15 protein-coding genes are annotated in these 15,769 nt (G+C 74.7%); 8 read left to right on the top strand and 7 right to left on the bottom strand.

The window, feature by feature from the left end:
- Nucleotides 1-49: 49 nt before the first annotated feature.
- Both ISOVA_RS10255 and ISOVA_RS10250 read left to right on the top strand, forming a co-directional pair.
- A complete protein-coding gene (locus ISOVA_RS10255) occupies nt 50-493 on the top strand; it encodes an SRPBCC family protein (RefSeq protein ID WP_013839163.1) in 444 nt (147 codons plus the stop codon).
- 104 nt (nt 494-597) lie between these two features.
- Nucleotides 598-1,719 carry a mannonate dehydratase gene (locus tag ISOVA_RS10250; RefSeq protein WP_013839162.1) on the top strand — a complete coding sequence of 374 codons (1,122 nt, stop codon included), beginning with the start codon at nt 598-600 and terminating at the stop codon, nt 1,717-1,719.
- A 7-nt stretch (nt 1,720-1,726) separates the two neighbouring features.
- On the opposite strand, the gene ISOVA_RS10245 is transcribed toward ISOVA_RS10250, so the two are convergent.
- The 3 genes from ISOVA_RS10245 to ISOVA_RS17435 form a co-directional block, all read right to left on the bottom strand.
- A complete protein-coding gene (locus ISOVA_RS10245; protein WP_143762104.1) occupies nt 1,727-1,906 on the bottom strand; it encodes a hypothetical protein in 180 nt (59 codons plus the stop codon).
- Between the two features lie 4 nt (nt 1,907-1,910).
- Nucleotides 1,911-2,039, bottom strand: a complete 129-nt coding sequence (locus tag ISOVA_RS17440) for a hypothetical protein (RefSeq protein ID WP_013839160.1) — start codon at nt 2,037-2,039, stop codon at nt 1,911-1,913.
- A gap of 184 nt (nt 2,040-2,223) precedes the next feature.
- Nucleotides 2,224-2,349: a VOC family protein gene (locus tag ISOVA_RS17435; RefSeq protein WP_261376298.1), complete on the bottom strand. Its 126-nt coding sequence runs from the start codon at nt 2,347-2,349 to the stop codon at nt 2,224-2,226.
- A 163-nt stretch (nt 2,350-2,512) separates the two neighbouring features.
- On the opposite strand from ISOVA_RS17435, the gene ISOVA_RS10235 reads away from it, so the two are divergent.
- Complete coding sequence (locus ISOVA_RS10235; protein WP_013839159.1) at nt 2,513-3,232, top strand: TetR/AcrR family transcriptional regulator C-terminal domain-containing protein; 720 nt, start codon at nt 2,513-2,515, stop codon at nt 3,230-3,232.
- Between the two features lie 36 nt (nt 3,233-3,268).
- Here ISOVA_RS10235 and ISOVA_RS10230 read toward each other — a convergent pair whose 3' ends face one another.
- Nucleotides 3,269-3,805, bottom strand: coding sequence for a TetR/AcrR family transcriptional regulator (locus ISOVA_RS10230; RefSeq protein WP_041295348.1), 537 nt, complete (start codon nt 3,803-3,805; stop codon nt 3,269-3,271).
- Here ISOVA_RS10230 and ISOVA_RS10225 point away from each other — a divergent pair.
- Complete coding sequence (locus ISOVA_RS10225; protein ID WP_013839157.1) at nt 3,795-5,312, top strand: MFS transporter; 1,518 nt, start codon at nt 3,795-3,797, stop codon at nt 5,310-5,312. The genes ISOVA_RS10230 and ISOVA_RS10225 overlap by 11 nt on opposite strands.
- Nucleotides 5,313-5,490: 178 nt before the next feature.
- Nucleotides 5,491-6,342 (top strand): formate/nitrite transporter family protein, encoded by an 852-nt coding sequence (locus ISOVA_RS10220; protein WP_013839156.1) that lies wholly within the window; start codon nt 5,491-5,493, stop codon nt 6,340-6,342.
- Here the strand turns inward: ISOVA_RS10220 and treZ are convergent, their stop codons facing one another.
- Together treZ and treY are read right to left on the bottom strand one after the other, a co-directional pair.
- Nucleotides 6,343-8,163 carry a malto-oligosyltrehalose trehalohydrolase gene (gene treZ / locus ISOVA_RS10215; protein WP_013839155.1) on the bottom strand — a complete coding sequence of 607 codons (1,821 nt, stop codon included), beginning with the start codon at nt 8,161-8,163 and terminating at the stop codon, nt 6,343-6,345.
- The gene (gene treY, locus ISOVA_RS10210; protein WP_013839154.1) at nt 8,156-10,657 is read right to left on the bottom strand and encodes a malto-oligosyltrehalose synthase; all 2,502 of its coding nucleotides are present in this window, start codon (nt 10,655-10,657) and stop codon (nt 8,156-8,158) included. The genes treZ and treY overlap by 8 nt, the downstream gene beginning before the upstream one ends.
- Before the next feature lie 115 nt (nt 10,658-10,772).
- Between treY and ISOVA_RS10205 the strand changes: the two genes are divergently transcribed.
- From ISOVA_RS10205 to ISOVA_RS10195, 3 genes are read left to right on the top strand one after another with little or no spacing between them, the layout of a single operon-like run.
- Nucleotides 10,773-12,374 carry a Re/Si-specific NAD(P)(+) transhydrogenase subunit alpha gene (locus ISOVA_RS10205; protein ID WP_013839153.1) on the top strand — a complete coding sequence of 534 codons (1,602 nt, stop codon included), beginning with the start codon at nt 10,773-10,775 and terminating at the stop codon, nt 12,372-12,374.
- Nucleotides 12,371-13,768 (top strand): Re/Si-specific NAD(P)(+) transhydrogenase subunit beta, encoded by a 1,398-nt coding sequence (gene pntB, locus ISOVA_RS10200; protein ID WP_041294843.1) that lies wholly within the window; start codon nt 12,371-12,373, stop codon nt 13,766-13,768. The genes ISOVA_RS10205 and pntB overlap by 4 nt, the downstream gene beginning before the upstream one ends.
- Entirely contained in the window at nt 13,765-14,736 is a 972-nt protein-coding gene (locus ISOVA_RS10195; RefSeq protein ID WP_013839151.1) for a ketopantoate reductase family protein, read from the top strand. The genes pntB and ISOVA_RS10195 overlap by 4 nt, the downstream gene beginning before the upstream one ends.
- On the opposite strand, the gene ISOVA_RS10190 is transcribed toward ISOVA_RS10195, so the two are convergent.
- Nucleotides 14,723-15,769 carry an LLM class flavin-dependent oxidoreductase gene (locus tag ISOVA_RS10190; RefSeq protein WP_013839150.1) on the bottom strand — a complete coding sequence of 349 codons (1,047 nt, stop codon included), beginning with the start codon at nt 15,767-15,769 and terminating at the stop codon, nt 14,723-14,725. The genes ISOVA_RS10195 and ISOVA_RS10190 overlap by 14 nt on opposite strands.

The raw sequence follows: 15,769 nt of genomic DNA, 5'->3' as shown, positions 1-15,769 counted from the left end.
CGGTGGGGTGGTGTGATGTGCCTCAGCAGACGCGACGAGGTGAGGGTTCATGGCGGCGGTGGACGTCCGTGTCGAGCGCGTGATCCGTGCACCCGTCGACGAGGTCGCGGCCTACGCCGCCGACCCGACCACCGCGCCGGAGTGGTACGCCACCATCGAGTCGGTCGTGTGGCGCACGGACCCTCCGGTCGCGGTGGGATCGGAGATGGAGTTCGTCGCCCGCTTCCTGGGCCGCCGGATCGCGTACACGTACCGGGTGGAGGAGCTCGAGCCGGGGGAGCGGCTGGTGATGTCCACGGCGCAGGGCCCGTTCCCGATGCGCACCGAGTACACGTGGTCGGCGGCGCCGGGCGGCACGCTCATGACGCTGCGCAACACGGGCGAGCCGTCGGGTTTCGCGTCGGTGGCCGCACCGGTCATGGAGGCCGCGATGCGTCGTGCGACGACGAAGGACCTCGCCCGGCTGGCGAGCCTCCTGGAGGCGCGCGCGTAGCGTTCGCTCTCCCGTCTGGGCCTGCCAACGTTTGCACCATGCTGTGCACCGCAGCCGCTAGCATGTGGCAAACGTTTGCATCCGAGCGAGGGAGATTCCCGAGGATGAAGATGGGGTTCCGCTGGTACGGCGAGGGCAACGACACGGTCTCGCTCGACCAGATCCGTCAGGTGCCCGGCGTGGAGACCATCGTCTGGTCGCTGCACCACAAGCAGGCCGGCGAGGCGTGGTCGCAGGAGGAGATCGACGCCGAGGTCTCCCGGATCACCACCGTCCCCGCCGAGGCGCGCGAGCGCGGCGTGACGAAGGCCTTCGACGCCGAGGTCGTCGAGTCGGTCAACGTCCACGAGTCGATCAAGCTGGGCAGGACGGTCCTCGGGACGAGCCGCGACGAGGCGATCGAGAACTACGTCGTCACGCTCGAGCGGCTGGCGCGGGCGGGCGTCAAGGTCGTCACCTACAACGTCATGCCGGTCTTCGACTGGCTCCGCACCGACCTGTGGCACCCGCTGCCCGACGGGTCGACCGCGTTGTTCTACGACCAGGGCGTCGTCGACGGGATGGATCCGGCGCGCATCGCGGAGGCCGTGCTCGCCGGCGCGCCCGACCTCACGCTGCCCGGGTGGGAGCCCGAGCGCCTGGCCCACCTGCCCGAGCTCGCGGCGGCGTACGCCGACGTCGACCACGAGGCGATGTACGCGAACTACGCGTACTTCCTCGACGCCGTCGTGCCGACGTGCGAGGAGCACGACATCCGGCTCGCGGTGCACCCGGACGACCCGCCGTTCGACCTGTTCGGGTGGCCGCGCATCGTGTCGACCAAGGACGACCTGGCGCGCGTCCTGTCCCTCAACGACAGCCCGCATCACGGCCTGGCGCTGTGCGTGGGCAGCTTCTCGGCCAACCCGGCGAACGACGCTCTCGACGCCGTGCGCACCTTCATGGACCGCATCCACTTCACGCACGTGCGCAACATCAAGCACCTCGGCGGCGGCACGTTCACCGAGGTCGCGCACCGCGCGTGCGAGGGCGACGTCGACACGGTCGGCATCATGCGCGCCTACGCCGAGGCCGGCTACACCGGCTACGTCCGGCCCGACCACGGCCGGCACCTGTGGGACGAGAACACCACCAACCGCCCGCGGCCCGGCTACGGCCTGTACGACCGTGCGCTCGGGATCCAGTACCTCCTCGGCGTCTGGGACGCCGTGCGCGCCGGCGCCTGAGCCGCGCTCAGCGCAGCAGGGTTGCGGGCAGCAGCCGGTCGACGGCGAGGATCAGCGCGCTGACGAGCGCGGCGCCCAGCAGGGAGCCGAGCACGAGCAGCGGCACGGCGAGTGCCCGCCGGACCCGCTCGAGCGGGCGCGGCGGCCGCGCGGCGCCGGGGGTGCGGACGGGTGCGTCGACGGCCACGTCCTCACGCACCCGTCGTCGGCGCGGGCTCCACGGTGGCGGGCTCGACCCGGCCGTCGAGCCGCGCGCGCAGGAGCGCGACGGCGGTGCCGGTCGCGGCGAGGACGAGGACGGTCTTCCAGACGCGGGACATGTGTGCGGCTCCTCGGGTTCACGGGCGACGTGCGTCGATGACGTCCCCATCGTGCGCCGCGCACCGTGCCGGGCGGATCCACCTGCGGGCGGTTTCCGGGTCCACCTTTCGTCGTACGCCGGGATGACGCCCGGTGGGGGAGGACCCTGACGTCCGACCCTGGGTGCAGCCCTCGGGAGCGTCGTCATCCGACGTACCCCGCCGCGTACTCCGCGGACGGAGCGACGGGGGTGATGACGTCGACGAGCACGCCGTCGGGCGCGGCGACGATGAAGTGCCGCTGCCCGAAGTCCTCGTCGCGCAGGGCCATGAACGAGGCCGCGCTGTGGATCGCCGGGGCGGCCGACCGCGACCGCGCGCTGCGCGAGGCGTGGGACTCGCTCCCCACGCTGCTGCGCGCCGTCGTGCGCCCCGGCGCCGGCGCCTGATCCGGCCGCCGTACGGCGTAAGGTCGGTCGGAGGAGGGGAGGCGCATGACGACGACGGAGCCGACGCGGCGGGCCCCCGGACGGACGCCGCTGAGCCGTGACCGCGTGCTGCGGGCGGCGGCCCTGCTCGCCGACGCCGGCGGCCTCGCGACGGTGACCATGCGGCACGTCGCGGCCGAGCTCGGCGTCGAGGCGATGTCGCTCTACCACCACGTCAAGGGCAAGGAGGCGCTGCTCGACGGCCTCGTCGAGGTCGTCGCGTCCGAGGTGCACGCCGAGATCGGTCGCCGGCACCTTCCGGCCGACGACTGGCGCGCCGTCGTGCGCGAGCGCTGCCTCGCCGCCCGCACGGTCATGCTCCGCCACCCCTGGGCGCCCGCGCTCCTCGGCACCCGCACGAGCATCCCGCCCGCGGTGTTCGGCCTCTACGAGGAGGTGCTCGGCGCGATGGTGCGCGGCGGGTGCTCCTACCGGCTCGCGCACCGGGCGATGCACGCGCTCGGCAGCATGGTCCTCGGCTTCTCGCAGGAGCTCTTCAGCCCGGCCGGCGCCGGCGGCGCACCGGAGACGGACGACGCCGACGACGCCGCCGAGGCCGCGCTCGCGGCCATGGCCGAGGCGCTGCCCCACCTGACGGCGATGGTCGCCGCGGAGCTGCACGACGCCGGCGACCCGACGCTCGGCTGGTGCGACAGCCAGACCGAGTTCGAGTTCACCCTCGACCTGCTGCTCGACGGCATCGAGCGGGCGCGCGCCGCCGGCTGAGCACGTCGGCCGTCCGCCGTGGCGCGCGCCGGGCTGTCACGAGCGGCGCGCCGCGGCGAGCGTCCGCACGAGCGCCACGAGCTCGTCGAGCTCGGCGTCGGTCACGCGCGGCCCGCCGGCGCCGAGCGCCGTGCGCGCGTACAGCCCGTCGCTGAGGAGCACGACGGCGCGGGCGACCGTCGGGTCGCCGACCTCCTCCGCCACGGCCTCGACCCAGGCGTCGTGCGCGTCGTCGAGCGCCGCGCGGGCGCGCGGGTAGGCGCCCTGCGCGAGCCGCGACACGGCGAGGTAGACGACCTCGAGCTCGCCGTCGGTGTCGGTCGAGGTGCGCAGCAGGTGGTCGACCGGGCCGGCGGGGGCCGCGCGCATGACCGCGACGTCGGCCTCGGTGAGCTCGCGCAGGTGCGCGGTGAGGCCCTCCACGAGCGCGTCGCGCGAGGGGAAGTGGTAGAGCAGGCCGCCCTTGGAGACGCCCGCGCGCGCCGCGACGGCGTCGAGCGTCGCCGCGCGCTCGCCGCCGTCGGTGAGCAGCTCGGCGAAGGCGCGCACGTCCTGGACCGCGGTGCGCCGCAAGCCCGCGCCCCTCGACCTCACGAACCGCGCCGCCCGCTGGACCGCGCTGGCCGTGCTCATGCTCCCCGTGCTGCTCGTCTCGGTCGACAACACGGTGCTGAGCTTCGCCCTGCCGCAGATCTCCTCGGACCTGCGCCCGACGGGCACCCAGCTGCTCTGGGTCGTCGACGTCTACCCGCTCGTTCTGGCCGGGCTGCTCGTGCCGATGGGCTCGCTCGCCGACCGGGTCGGACGGCGGCGCCTCCTGCTGTGGGGCGCCGGCGGGTTCGCCGCGATGTCGGTCGTCGCCGCGTTCGCCCCGACCGCCGCGGCGCTCGTGGCCGCGCGTGCCGGCCTCGGCTTCTTCGGCGCGATGCTCATGCCGTCGACCCTCTCGATCCTGCGCAACGTGTTCACCGACCGCCAGGAGCGGCGGCTCGCCGTCGCGGTCTGGGCGGCCGGCTTCGCCGCAGGCTCGGCCGTCGGCCCGATCGTCGGCGGCCTGCTGCTCGAGCACTTCTGGTGGGGCTCGGTGTTCCTGCTCACGGTGCCCGTGCTCGTGGTGTTCCTCGCGACCGCGCCGCGCCTGGTCCCCGAGTCGCGCGACCCCGCTCCCGTCCCGGTCGACCTGGTCTCCGTCGGGCTCGTCATGGCGACGATGGCGCCCCTCGTCCTCGGCATCAAGGCGTTCGCGAGGGACGGTGCGTCGCCCGCGGCGGTCCTGCCCGTCGCGATCGCGATGACCGCCGGGACGCTCTTCGTGCGCCGGCAGCTGCGCCGCCCGCGACCCATGCTCGACGTCCGGCTGTTCGCCGTGCCCGAGTTCGGCGGCAGCGTGGTGATCAACCTGCTGTCGGTGTTCTCGCTCGTGGGGTTCCTGCTGTTCGTCTCGCAGGACCTCCAGCTCGTGGTCGGGCTGTCGCCGCTGGAGGCGGGCCTCGTGCTGCTGCCCGGCACGGTCGGCATGGTGGTCGCCGGGCTCGCGGTCGTGCGGGTCGTCCGCCGCGTCCGGCCCGCGCGCGTCGTCGCGGGGGCGCTGCTCCTGACGACGGTCGCGTACGCGGTCACCGCCGTCGTCGCGGGCGCCTCGGACGTCGGCCCGCTCCTGCTCGCGTTCGTCCTGCTCGCGGTCGGCGTGGGCGCGGCCGAGACCGTGTCGAACGACCTCGTCGTGTCGTCCGTGCCGCCGTCGAGGGCGGGTGCGGCGTCGGCCATCTCCGAGACCGCGTACGAGGTGGGCGCGGTGCTCGGCACGGCCGTGCTCGGCAGCATCCTCACCACGGCGTACCACCGGGGCGTCGAGGTGCCGGCGGGCGTGCCGGCCACCGACGCGGCCGCGGCGTCGGAGACCCTCGGGGGAGCCGTGCGCGTTGCGGGCGAGCTCCCGGCCGCCCAGGGCCACGCGCTCCTCGAGTCGGCGCACGCCGCGTTCGCGAGCGGCGTCGGCACGACGTCGCTCATCGGCGCCGCGCTGACCGCGTGCGCGGCGGTGGTCGCGCTCGTCGCGCTGCGGCGCGTGCGCGCCTGAGCGGCGCGTGCGCGCGAGCCGCGCCGCCGGGGCCTCACGGCGCCCCGGCGCGCGCGGTGAGGAACTCGCGCCGTCGCCGTAACGCGGCGGTCGGCCGGGCGAAACGCCGGTGCGGCACCCTACGGGACACAGGACGCGTGCCGCTCCGGCGCGCGGACGAGACCCGGAGGTACCGGCCATGCCCTACGTGAAGCCGACCGACCTCGTCACGCGGATGATCGACGCGGGCGAGTCCAAGGTCCTCATGTCCACGCGGGACACGCTCATCCGCTCCTTCATGGGCGGGGCGATCCTCGCGCTGGCCGCCGCGTTCGCGGTCACCGTCTCGGTGCAGACGGGCCAGCCGCTCGCGGGCGCGATCCTCTTCCCGGTCGGGTTCGTGCTGCTCTACCTCATGGGGTTCGACCTGCTCACGGGCGTCTTCACGCTCGCCCCGCTCGCCTGGCTCGACAAGCGCCCGGGCGTCACGTTCCCCGGCGTGCTGCGCAACTGGGGCCTCGTCTTCTGCGGCAACTTCGCGGGCGCGTTCCTCGTCGCCGTCCTCATGGCGATCTACTTCACCTACGGCTTCGCGACCGAGCCGAGCGCCGTCGGGCAGGCCATCGGCGAGATCGGCGAGGGCCGCACGGTCGGCTACGCGGACTACGGCGCCGCCGGAATGCTCACGCTGTTCGTGCGCGGCGTGCTGTGCAACTGGATGGTCTCGACCGGCGTCGTCGCGGCGATGATGTCCGACAGCGTCATCGGCAAGGTCGTCGGCATGTGGATGCCGATCATGCTCTTCTTCTACATGGGCTTCGAGCACTCGATCGTCAACATGTTCCTCTTCCCGTCCGGCCTCATGCTCGGCGGCGACTTCACGATCGGCGACTACCTGCTCTGGAACGAGATCCCCACCGTGGTGGGCAACCTCGTCGGCGGCCTGACGTTCGTCGGCCTCACGCTCTACGCGACGCACGGGCGCACCGCGCCGAAGCGCCGCGGCGTCGTGGCCGCCGAGCCCGAGCTGGTGGGCACCGCCCGGCGCTGATCAGCGCAGCAGCACGGCGAAGCCGGGACCGGGCAGGTGCACGGTCCCGGCGTCGTCGTCGAGCGACACCGCGCCCCACGTGAGCGCGACCCGGTGCGGGCCGCCCTCGACGGGCACCGTCGCCCCGCCCTCCGCGCGGACCACCACGACGTCCACGACGTCGCCCCGCCCGTACGGGGGCTCGCGCGTCATCACGACCCAGTCGTCGCCCGTGCGCACGTGCGTCGCCCGCCGGTCGCCCGACGCGACCGCCGGCAGCGTGTGCCGCAGGTGCACCAGCGCGGCGTACACGTCGAACATCCGCGCCCCGTCGTCGGTGTCCCGCTCGGACCAGTCGAGCCTCGAGGCGGCGAACGTCGACGGCGCCTGCGGGTCCGGCACCTCGACCTCGTGGCCGTAGAGCTCCGACCAGCCGTGCGTGCCGAACTCGGCCGTGCGGCCCTCGCGCACCGCCGCCCCCAGCTCCGGTTCGGAGTGGTCGGTGAAGTACTGGAACGGCGTGCGGGCGCCCCACTCCTCGCCCATGAACAGCATCGGCGTGCCCGGCCCGAGCAGCACGACGGCGGCGCTCGCGGCGAGCGCGCCGCGCGCCAGCGTGCGCGACGGCCGGTCGCCGAGCGCGCGGTTGCCGACCTGGTCGTGGTTCTGGTCGAACACGACGAACCGGCGGCCGTCGACGTCGGGCGGCACCGGCGCCCCCCACTCGCGGCCGCGGAACGTCGAGTACCCGCCGTCGTGCACGAACACGTCGACGAGGGCCTTGGCGAGCACCTCGGACGAGCCGAAGTCCACGTAGTAGCCGTGCGTCTCGTCGGTGAGCCACGCGTGCAGGGCGTGGTGGACGTCGTCGGCCCACTGCGCCGTCATGCCGTAGCCGGGCCGGCCCTCGACGTCCTCGGACGTCGGGGTCACCATGCGCGCGTCGTTGAGGTCGGACTCCGCCACGAGCGACAGCGGCCGGCCGAGGTCGCGCTCGAGGCCGGCCACGGCGTCGGCGAGCTCGGCGAGCACGTGGCGTTCGGAGTCGTCGACGAGCGCGTGCACGGCGTCGAGCCGCAGGGCGTCGACGTGGAAGTCGCGGAACCAGCGCAGCGCCTTGTCGACGAGGAACGCGCGCACCTCGGCCGCGTCCGGGCCGTCGAGGTTGACCGCCTGGCCCCACGGCGTGTGGTGGCGGTCGGTGAAGTACGGCCCGAACTCGCCGAGGTAGTTGCCCGACGGGCCGAGGTGGTTGTCGACCACGTCGAGGCACACCGCGATGCCGCGCGCGTGCGCCGCGTCGACGAACCGCTGCAGCGCCGCGGGCCCGCCGTACGCCTCGTGCACCGCCCAGAGCGCGACGCCGTCGTACCCCCACCCGCGCGTGCCGGGGAACGCGGCCACCGGCATGAGCTCGACCATGTCGACCCCGAGGTCCACGAGGTGGTCGAGGCGCCCGACCGCGGTGTCGAGCGTCCCGCCGCGCGTGAACGTGCCGACGTGCAGCTCGTACACGACCGCGCCGAGGACCGACCGGCCCTGCCACGCGTGGTCGCCCCACGCGTGCAGCGCCGTGTCGAACGTGCGCGACGGGCCGTGGACGCCCTGCGGCTGCCACGGGCTGCGCGGGTCGGGCCGCGGCGGCCCGCCGTCGAGCGAGAACGCGTAGTCGGTCCCGTGCGGCAGGGGTTCGGGCGAGCGCCACCAGCCGCCGCCGTCGTCCTCCATCGGCACCTCGCGCGCGTCCTCGCCGGCGACGGGCAGCACGAGCGTCACGGCGTCGGCGCGCGGCGCCCACACCCGCACCGGTGTCGTCGGCGGGCGGTCGGTCACCTCAGGCATGGTCCTCCTTCACGAGCAGGGCGACGGGCCACGGCCCGAGCAGGTCGCGCACGCGCACGGCGCCCCCGTCGTGCACGACGCCGGACAGCGCGGAGCGCCACGCTCCCTCCGGCAGGACGACGGTCGCCTCGGCGAGCGACCGCGCGGCGTGGCCCTCGTCGGACAGCCGCGTGGCGACGACCGCGACGCGCGGCTCACCCGCGAGCGTGCGGGCGAACGCGACCGCGTGGCCCGTGGTGCTCGGCAGCGGCTCGTACCCGGCGTCGGGGCCCACGAAGGCGCCGGGCAGCGCGCGCCGCGTCCGCAGCGCCGCGGCCACCAGGGCGAGCTTCTCCGCCGCGAGGTCGCCGTGCGGGCTGCGGCCGCCGTCGAGCATCGCGAGCAGCCGCGCGCGCCAGGCGAGGTCGACCGGCCGTCGGTTGTCGGGGTCGACGAGCGAGGTCCCCGTGACCTCGGTGCCCTGGTAGACGTCGGCCACGCCCGGCACGGTGAGCTGGAGCAGCGTCGTGGCGAGCACCGAGCGCCGCACCGTCGGCGTCACGCGCTCGACCCACGCGCCGAACGCCTCGACGACCTCCGGGTGCGTGAGGAGCGCGGTCGCGTAGCCGGTCATGGCCTCCTCGCGCGCCTCGTCGGGCGCGGTCCACGTGGTCCACGTCTTCTGCTCGCGGGCCGCCTTGAGCAGGTAGCCCGTGAGACGGTCGGTGTCGATCGGGCCGCCGGGCGTCCAGGTCCCCGCGAGGGTCTGCCACAGGAGGTTCTCGGTGCGCCCGTCGAGGTCGGCCGGGCGCAGGTCGGCGGTCGCCTCGCGCAGGCGGCGCACGAGGGCGACCCACTCCTCGGCGCGCGCCGCGATCGCCCCGATGCGCGAGCGCACGTCGGCGCTGCGCTTGGTGTCGTGCGTCGAGCCGGCGGTCATCGTCGCGGGCCACGACGCCGCCGTCCGGCGCGCGAAGGCGTGCAGCTCGTCCGGGTCGATGCCGAACCGCGACGGCGAGCCGCCCACCTCGCACAGGCTCACCAGGTGGGTCCAGCGGTAGTACGCGGTGTCCTCGACGCCCTTGGCCATGACCGCGCCGCACACCTGTTGGAAGCGCACCACGAGCTCGGCACGCCGCTCCTCGCCCCGCCGCCCCGCGCTGCCGACCTCCTTGCCGAGCACGAGGTCGACGACGACGTCGAGCGTGTCGTGCCGGTCGGGCTCGAGGCGCGAGCGCGCGACCTCGGCCGCCTCGCGCACCACGCGCTCGGCCAGGGGAGGGGCGGGCTCGCCGGGAACGACGTACGCGCGGTAGCGGTCGAACGCCACCACGAGCTCGACGACGCAGTCGTGCAGCGACCGGAACGTGTGGTCGCGCAGCCGCACGTCGTCGTCGCAGATCTCGTCGAGCAGCGTGGTCAGGCGATGGATCTCCGCGTACAGCGAGGTCTCGACGATCTGCCGCTTGGCCTCCTCGACGACCGCGTGCAGGTCGGCCGACTCGCCCGTGAGCTCATGCTGCAGCGTGGACAGCGGCACGGCCCCGGCCGGGTCGACCTGCAGCGCGTGCAGGCGCCACGCGGTGTCGTAGCCCGTCGTGCCGGCGACGGGCCAGTCGTCGGGCAGCTCCTCGTCGCCCTCGAGGATCTTCTCCGCGACGATCCACGCGCCGCCGGTCGCCTCGTGCAGCCGGCGCAGGTAGCCGCGCGGGTCCGCGAGCCCGTCGGGGTGGTCGATGCGGAACCCGTCGATCACGCCCGCGCCGTGCAGCTCGAGCAGCAGCGCGTGCGTCGCGTCGAAGACCTCGGGGTCCTCGACGCGGATCGCGGCGAGCGTCCCGACGTCGAAGAACCGCCGGTAGTTGAGTTCCTCGTCGGCGACGCGCCAGTACGCGAGCCGGTAGTGCTGGCGCCCGACCAGCTCGGCGAGCGGCAGGTCCTCGGTCTCGGGGCGCACCGGGAACACGTGGTCGTGGTAGCGCAGCACCACCTGCTCGCCGTCGGCCTCCTCGCCCGGCACGACGGCGCGGTCCACCTGCAGCTCGCCCGAGGCCAGGACGTCGCCGATGCGCGCGCCGAGCACGGGCATGAGCAGCCCGTCCGCCTCCTCGTCGAGGTCGACGTCGAACCACCGCGCGTAGGGCGACTCGGTGCCGTGCCGCAGCACCGACCACAGCGCCCGGTTGTGCCACGCGGGCGTCGGCACGGCCATGTGGTTGGGCACGACGTCGACGATCACGCCCATGCCGCGCCCGTGCGCGGCGGCCGCGAGCGACTCGAGCCCCTCCCGCCCGCCCAGCACGTCGCTGATCCGCGTGTGGTCGACGACGTCGTACCCGTGCGTCGAGCCCGGCGCGGCCTGCAGCACGGGGGACAGGTACAGGTCGGTGACGCCCAGCGCGTCGAGGTAGTCCAGCGCCTTCTCGACGTCGGCGAACGTGAGGTCCGGACCCAGCTGCAACCGGTAGGTGCTCACGGGCAGTCGACGTCCGGGGCCGGGCAGGTGGGTGTGCATGGGTTCAGCGTCACACGCTCGGGCGACGTCCGCAGCGACACCCGCGCCGCGAGCCCCACGCCGACGCGCGAGGCGATAGGTTCGGGGCGTCCGCGAGGCGAGGAGGCGTGTCGGCATGCAGATCGGGGTCCCGCGGGAGTCCCGCGCGGGCGAGCGGCTCGTCGCCGCGACACCCGCGACGGTCCGGCGCCTGCGCGAGCTGGGGTACGACGTCGTCGTCGAGGCCGGCGCGGGCGAGCGCGCCCACCTGCCCACGCGCGAGTACGTCGAGGCGGGGGCGAGCGTCGGCGAGCGCGAGGCGGTGTGGGCGTGCGACGTCGTGACCGCGGTCAACCCGCCGTCGGACGACGAGATCGCCCTGCTGCGGCCGGGAGCGACGCTCGTCGCGCAGCTCGCGCCCGCGGCGCACCCCGCGCGCGTCGAGGCGCTCGCCGCGCGGCACGTGACCGCGCTCGCGCTCGACGCCGTCCCGCGCATCTCGCGCGCGCAGGCGCTCGACGTGCTCTCGGCGATGTCGAACGTCGCCGGGTACCGCGCGGTCGTCGAGGCGGCCGAGGAGTTCGGCGGCATGTTCGCGGGCCAGGTCACGGCCGCCGGCACGACGCCGCCCGCGACGGTCTTCGTCATCGGCGCCGGCGTGGCCGGGCTCGCCGCGATCGGGACGGCGTCCTCGCTCGGCGCGCAGGTGCGGGCCTTCGACGTGCGCCCCGAGGTCGGGGAGCAGATCGAGTCGATGGGCGCGACGTTCGTCCGGGCCGAGGGCGCCACGCAGGAGGTGAGCGCCGACGGGTACGCGCGGGCGCTCACCGACGACCAGGAGGCCGCGGCGCTGCGCACCTACGCGGCCGAGACGGCGGGTGCCGACATCGTGATCACGACCGCGCTCGTGCGCGGCACGGCGCCGACGACGATCACGGCCGACATGGTCGCGGCCATGCGCCCCGGCTCCGTGATCGTCGACCTCGCGGCGCCCGGCGGCGGCAACTGCGAGCTCACCGTCCCCGGCGAGCGGGTCGTGAGCGACAACGGGGTGATCGTCCTCGGGTACACCGACCTGCCGGCCCGCATGCCGCAGCACACGTCGCAGCTCGTGGGCACGAACGTCGTCAACCTGCTCGCGCTGCTCACGCCGGCCACGGACGGGCGGCTCGTCGTCGACCTCGACGACGTGGTGGTGCGCGGCATGACCGTCGCCAAGGACGGGGAGGTCCTCTGGCCGCCGCCGCCCGTGCAGGTCTCCGCGGCGCGACCGGCGGCCCCGGTCGAGGAGTCCCCGGCGCCGGCGCCCGGCCCGACCCCCGCCGAGGCGGCCGCCGAGCGCGCGCGCCGCACGCGCCGTCGGACCGTCCTGGCCGCGCTCGGCGCCGTGCTCGCCGGGCTCGCGATCTCCGCCTCCCCGCCCGAGGCGGCCGGGCACTTCACCGTGTTCGCGCTCGCCGTCGTCGTCGGCTTCTACGTCATCTCGGCCGTAACCCACGCGCTGCACACCCCGCTCATGGCCCAGACGAACGCGATCAGCGGCATCATCCTCGTCGGCGCGCTGCTGCAGATCGGCCACGAGTCGTGGGTCGTCACCGCGCTCGCCGTCGTGGCGGCGTCGGTCGCGAGCATCAACGTCTTCGGCGGCTTCCTCGTCGCGAACCGCATGATCCGGATGTTCCGGAAGGACACGCGCGCGCCCGCTGCCGCCCGCCCGAGCACGGGGGTGACCGCGTGAGCACGACGTCGGTGGTGCAGGCGACGTACGTCGTGGCCGGCATCCTGTTCATCCTCTCGCTCGCGGGGCTGTCGCGGCAGGAGTCGGCGCGCCGCGGCAACGTGCTCGGCATGATCGGCATGGCGCTCGCGCTCGCCGCGACCGTCGCGCTCGCGCTCGCGCAGTCGGCCCGCCCGTGGCAGGTGACCGCGGCGCTCATCCTCGTCGTGCTCGTGGTCGGCGCGACGGTCGGCACCTGGCGGGCCAGGAACGTCGAGATGACGCAGATGCCCGAGCTCATCGCGCTCCTGCACTCGTTCGTGGGCGTCGCGGCGGTGCTCGTGGGCTTCGGCTCCGCCCTGTCCGAGCCCGGCGCTGACACCGTCCACCTCGTCGAGGTGTTCCTCGGCGTCTTCATCGGCGCCGTCACGTTCACCGGCTCGGTCGTGGCCTACCTCAAGCTCTCGGCGCGCGTGCGGTCCGCGCCGCTCATGCTGCCGGGACGCCACTGGCTCAACCTCGCGGCCGTCGTCGCGTCGGCGGCCCTGCTGGCGTGGTACCTCGGTGCGGCGGGCTCCGGCGCCGGGCTGGTGCCGCTGATCCTCATGACCGTGATCGCCCTCGCGCTCGGCTGGCACCTCGTCGCGTCGATCGGCGGCGGCGACATGCCCGTCGTGGTGTCGATGCTCAACTCCTACTCGGGGTGGGCCGCGGCCGCGGCGGGCTTCATGCTGGGCAACGACCTGCTCATCATCACCGGCGCGCTCGTGGGCGCGTCCGGCGCGATCCTGTCGTACCTCATGTGCCGGGCCATGAACCGGTCGTTCGTGTCCGTCATCCTCGGCGGGTTCGGCGCCGAGGGCGGCACGGTCGCGGCCGCCGGCGAGCAGGGCGAGCACCGCGAGACCTTCGCGGCCGAGGTCGCCGAGCTGCTGACCAACGCCGGCTCCGTGATCGTCGTGCCCGGGTACGGCATGGCCGTGGCCAAGGCGCAGTACCCCGTCGCCGACCTCGTCGAGAAGCTGCGCGACCGCGGCGTCCGCGTGCGGTTCGCGGTGCACCCCGTGGCGGGCCGCCTCCCGGGCCACATGAACGTGCTGCTCGCCGAGGCCAAGGTGCCCTACGACGTCGTCCTCGGCATGGACGAGATCAACGGCGACTTCCCGGACACCGACGTCGTGCTCGTCATCGGCGCCAACGACACCGTCAACCCCGCGGCGCAGGAGGACCCGCGCTCGCCCATCGCGGGCATGCCGGTCCTCGAGGTGTGGAGGGCGCGCGACGTCGTCGTGTTCAAGCGCTCGATGGCCACCGGCTACGCGGGCGTGCAGAACCCGCTGTTCTTCCGGGAGAACACCGCGATGCTGTTCGGCGACGCGAAGGACCAGGTCGAGAGGATCATCCAGGCACTATGACCAGCCCCGACCGCGGGCCCGCACCGGCGGGCGACCCGCGCAACCCCGTGATCGCCGTCGTCGGCCCCGGCGCGATCGGCGGGCTCGTGGCGGCCTTCCTCCAGCGCGCCCGGCACGAGGTCGTGCTCGTCGGCCGCGAGCGCACCGCGCGCCGCGTCGCGGAGCACGGGCTCGAGATCGTGACCGACCGGTTCGGGTCGTGGCACGCGCCGCTGCACGCGACGACGGCGGTCCCGCGCGGCGCGCGCGTCGTCGTCGCGGTCAAGGCCGAGGGCGTGCCGGCCGCCGCCGAGCTCGTCGCGGCCGCGCGGCCGACCGAGGTCGTGGCGCTGCTCAACGGGCTCGAGCACATGAACGTGCTGCGCAGGGCTGTGCGCGACGGGCGTCCCGGGGCGCCGGCGGACGGCCCGCCGGTCGTGGGCGCGACCATCGCGGGCGAGACGCTGCGCACCGGGCACGACCACGGGGGCGACACCGGCGCGCTCACCGTGCGCCACCGCGGCGACCTGCTGCGCGTCGTCGTGCCCGACGCGGCGGCCGACCTGCACGTCGTGCGTGCCCTGCGGGACACCGGCATCGAGGTCACCACGGGCGGCACCGAGGCCGAGGTGCTGTGGAAGAAGCTGCGCTTCCTCGCCCCGCACGCGCTGCTCACGTCGACGTGGCGCTCGGGCGTCGGCGACGCGCTCGACGCCGACCCGGCGCTCGCAGCCGCGCTGCTCGCCGAGGTCGCCGCGGTCGCGACCGCGGAGGGCGTGCCGACCACGGGCGACGAGCTGCTCGGCATCCTCCGGGGCTTCCACCGGACCATGCGCTCCTCGCTGCAGGCGGACCTCGAGGCCGGGCGCCCGGGCGAGCTCGACGCGATCGGCGGGGCGGTCGCCCGCCGCGCGGCCGCGCACGGGATCGCGACGCCCGTGCTCGACGAGCTGCTCGGCCGGCTCGCCGCCCGCGTCAGCCGCCGCTGAGCAGCTCGCGCACGCGCGGGGCGACCTGCGTGCCGTACAGCTCGATCGACCGCATCATCGCCGCGTGCGGCAGCGTGCCGTTCGAGTACTTGAGGTCGAAGCGCGCGAGGCCGAGCTCGCGCACCGTCCGCGCGATCTTCTGCGCGACGGTCTCGGGGGAGCCGACGTAGAGCGCGCCCTCGCGGCTCGCGGCCATCTCGAAGTGGCTGCGCGTCGTCGGGCCCCAGCCGCGCTCGCGGCCGATCCGCTCGGTCATGACCTGGTAGTGCGGCCAGAGCTGCTCCTTGGCCTCCTCGTCGGTGGGGGCGACGTGGCCGGGGGAGTGGACCGCGACCGGAAGCCGCTCGCGGCCGAGCGTGTCGAGAGCCCGGTGGTACAGCTGCACGAGCGGCACGAAGTGCGACGGGCTGCCGCCGATGATCGCGAGCACGAGCGGCAGGCCGTAGCGCGCGGCGCGCACGACGGACTCGGGGTTGCCGCCGACGCCGACCCACGTGCGCAGCGGCCCGTGCTCCACGAGCGGGTACACCCGCTGCCCCGTCAGCGCCGGCCGCAGCCGCCCCGACCACGTGACCGGCTTCTGCGGCAGCAGCGCGGCGAAGAGGTCGAGCTTCTCGGAGAACAGCTCCTCGTACTGCTCGAGGTCGTAGCCGAAGAGCGGGAACGACTCGACGAACGACCCCCGGCCGAGGATGACCTCGGCCCGGCCGCCGGAGACGCCGTCGAGCGTCGCGAAGCGCTGGTGCACGCGCACCGGGTCGTCCGAGCTGAGCACGGTCACCGCCGAGGCGAGGCGGATCCGCGTCGTGCGCGCCGCGATCGCCGCGAGCACGACCTCGGGCGCCGAGACGGCGAAGTCCTCCCGGTGGTGCTCGCCGACGCCGATGACGTCGAGCCCGACCTGGTCGGCCAGGACGCCCTGCTCGACGAGGTCGCGCAGCACCTGCGCCTGGCTCTTGGGCCTGCCGTCGTCGTCTAACGTCACGTCGCCGAACGTGTCGACGCCGAGCTCGACCTGTGCGGGATCCGTCAT

Origin of the sequence: Isoptericola variabilis 225 (assembly GCF_000215105.1) — a bacterium.
Classification (GTDB): domain Bacteria; phylum Actinomycetota; class Actinomycetes; order Actinomycetales; family Cellulomonadaceae; genus Isoptericola; species Isoptericola variabilis_A.
This window is presented reverse-complemented; position numbering and strand designations above follow the sequence as displayed.

Bases quoted from the DNA above. Each gene is read 5' to 3' on its own strand.
- ISOVA_RS10235 (WP_013839159.1), top strand. From the start codon at position 2,513: ATGACGACGACGGAGCCGACGCGGCGGGCCCCCGGACGGACGCCGCTG.
- ISOVA_RS10250 (WP_013839162.1), top strand. From the start codon at position 598: ATGAAGATGGGGTTCCGCTGGTACGGCGAGGGCAACGACACGGTCTCG.
- ISOVA_RS17435 (WP_261376298.1), bottom strand. From the start codon at position 2,349: ATGGCCCTGCGCGACGAGGACTTCGGGCAGCGGCACTTCATCGTCGCC.
- ISOVA_RS10195 (WP_013839151.1), top strand. From the start codon at position 13,765: ATGACCAGCCCCGACCGCGGGCCCGCACCGGCGGGCGACCCGCGCAAC.
- ISOVA_RS10190 (WP_013839150.1), bottom strand. From the start codon at position 15,769: ATGACGGATCCCGCACAGGTCGAGCTCGGCGTCGACACGTTCGGCGAC.
- ISOVA_RS10205 (WP_013839153.1), top strand. From the start codon at position 10,773: ATGCAGATCGGGGTCCCGCGGGAGTCCCGCGCGGGCGAGCGGCTCGTC.
- ISOVA_RS10255 (WP_013839163.1), top strand. From the start codon at position 50: ATGGCGGCGGTGGACGTCCGTGTCGAGCGCGTGATCCGTGCACCCGTC.
- treZ (WP_013839155.1), bottom strand. From the start codon at position 8,163: ATGCCTGAGGTGACCGACCGCCCGCCGACGACACCGGTGCGGGTGTGG.
- treY (WP_013839154.1), bottom strand. From the start codon at position 10,657: ATGCACACCCACCTGCCCGGCCCCGGACGTCGACTGCCCGTGAGCACC.
- ISOVA_RS17440 (WP_013839160.1), bottom strand. From the start codon at position 2,039: ATGTCCCGCGTCTGGAAGACCGTCCTCGTCCTCGCCGCGACCGGCACC.
- ISOVA_RS10220 (WP_013839156.1), top strand. From the start codon at position 5,491: ATGCCCTACGTGAAGCCGACCGACCTCGTCACGCGGATGATCGACGCG.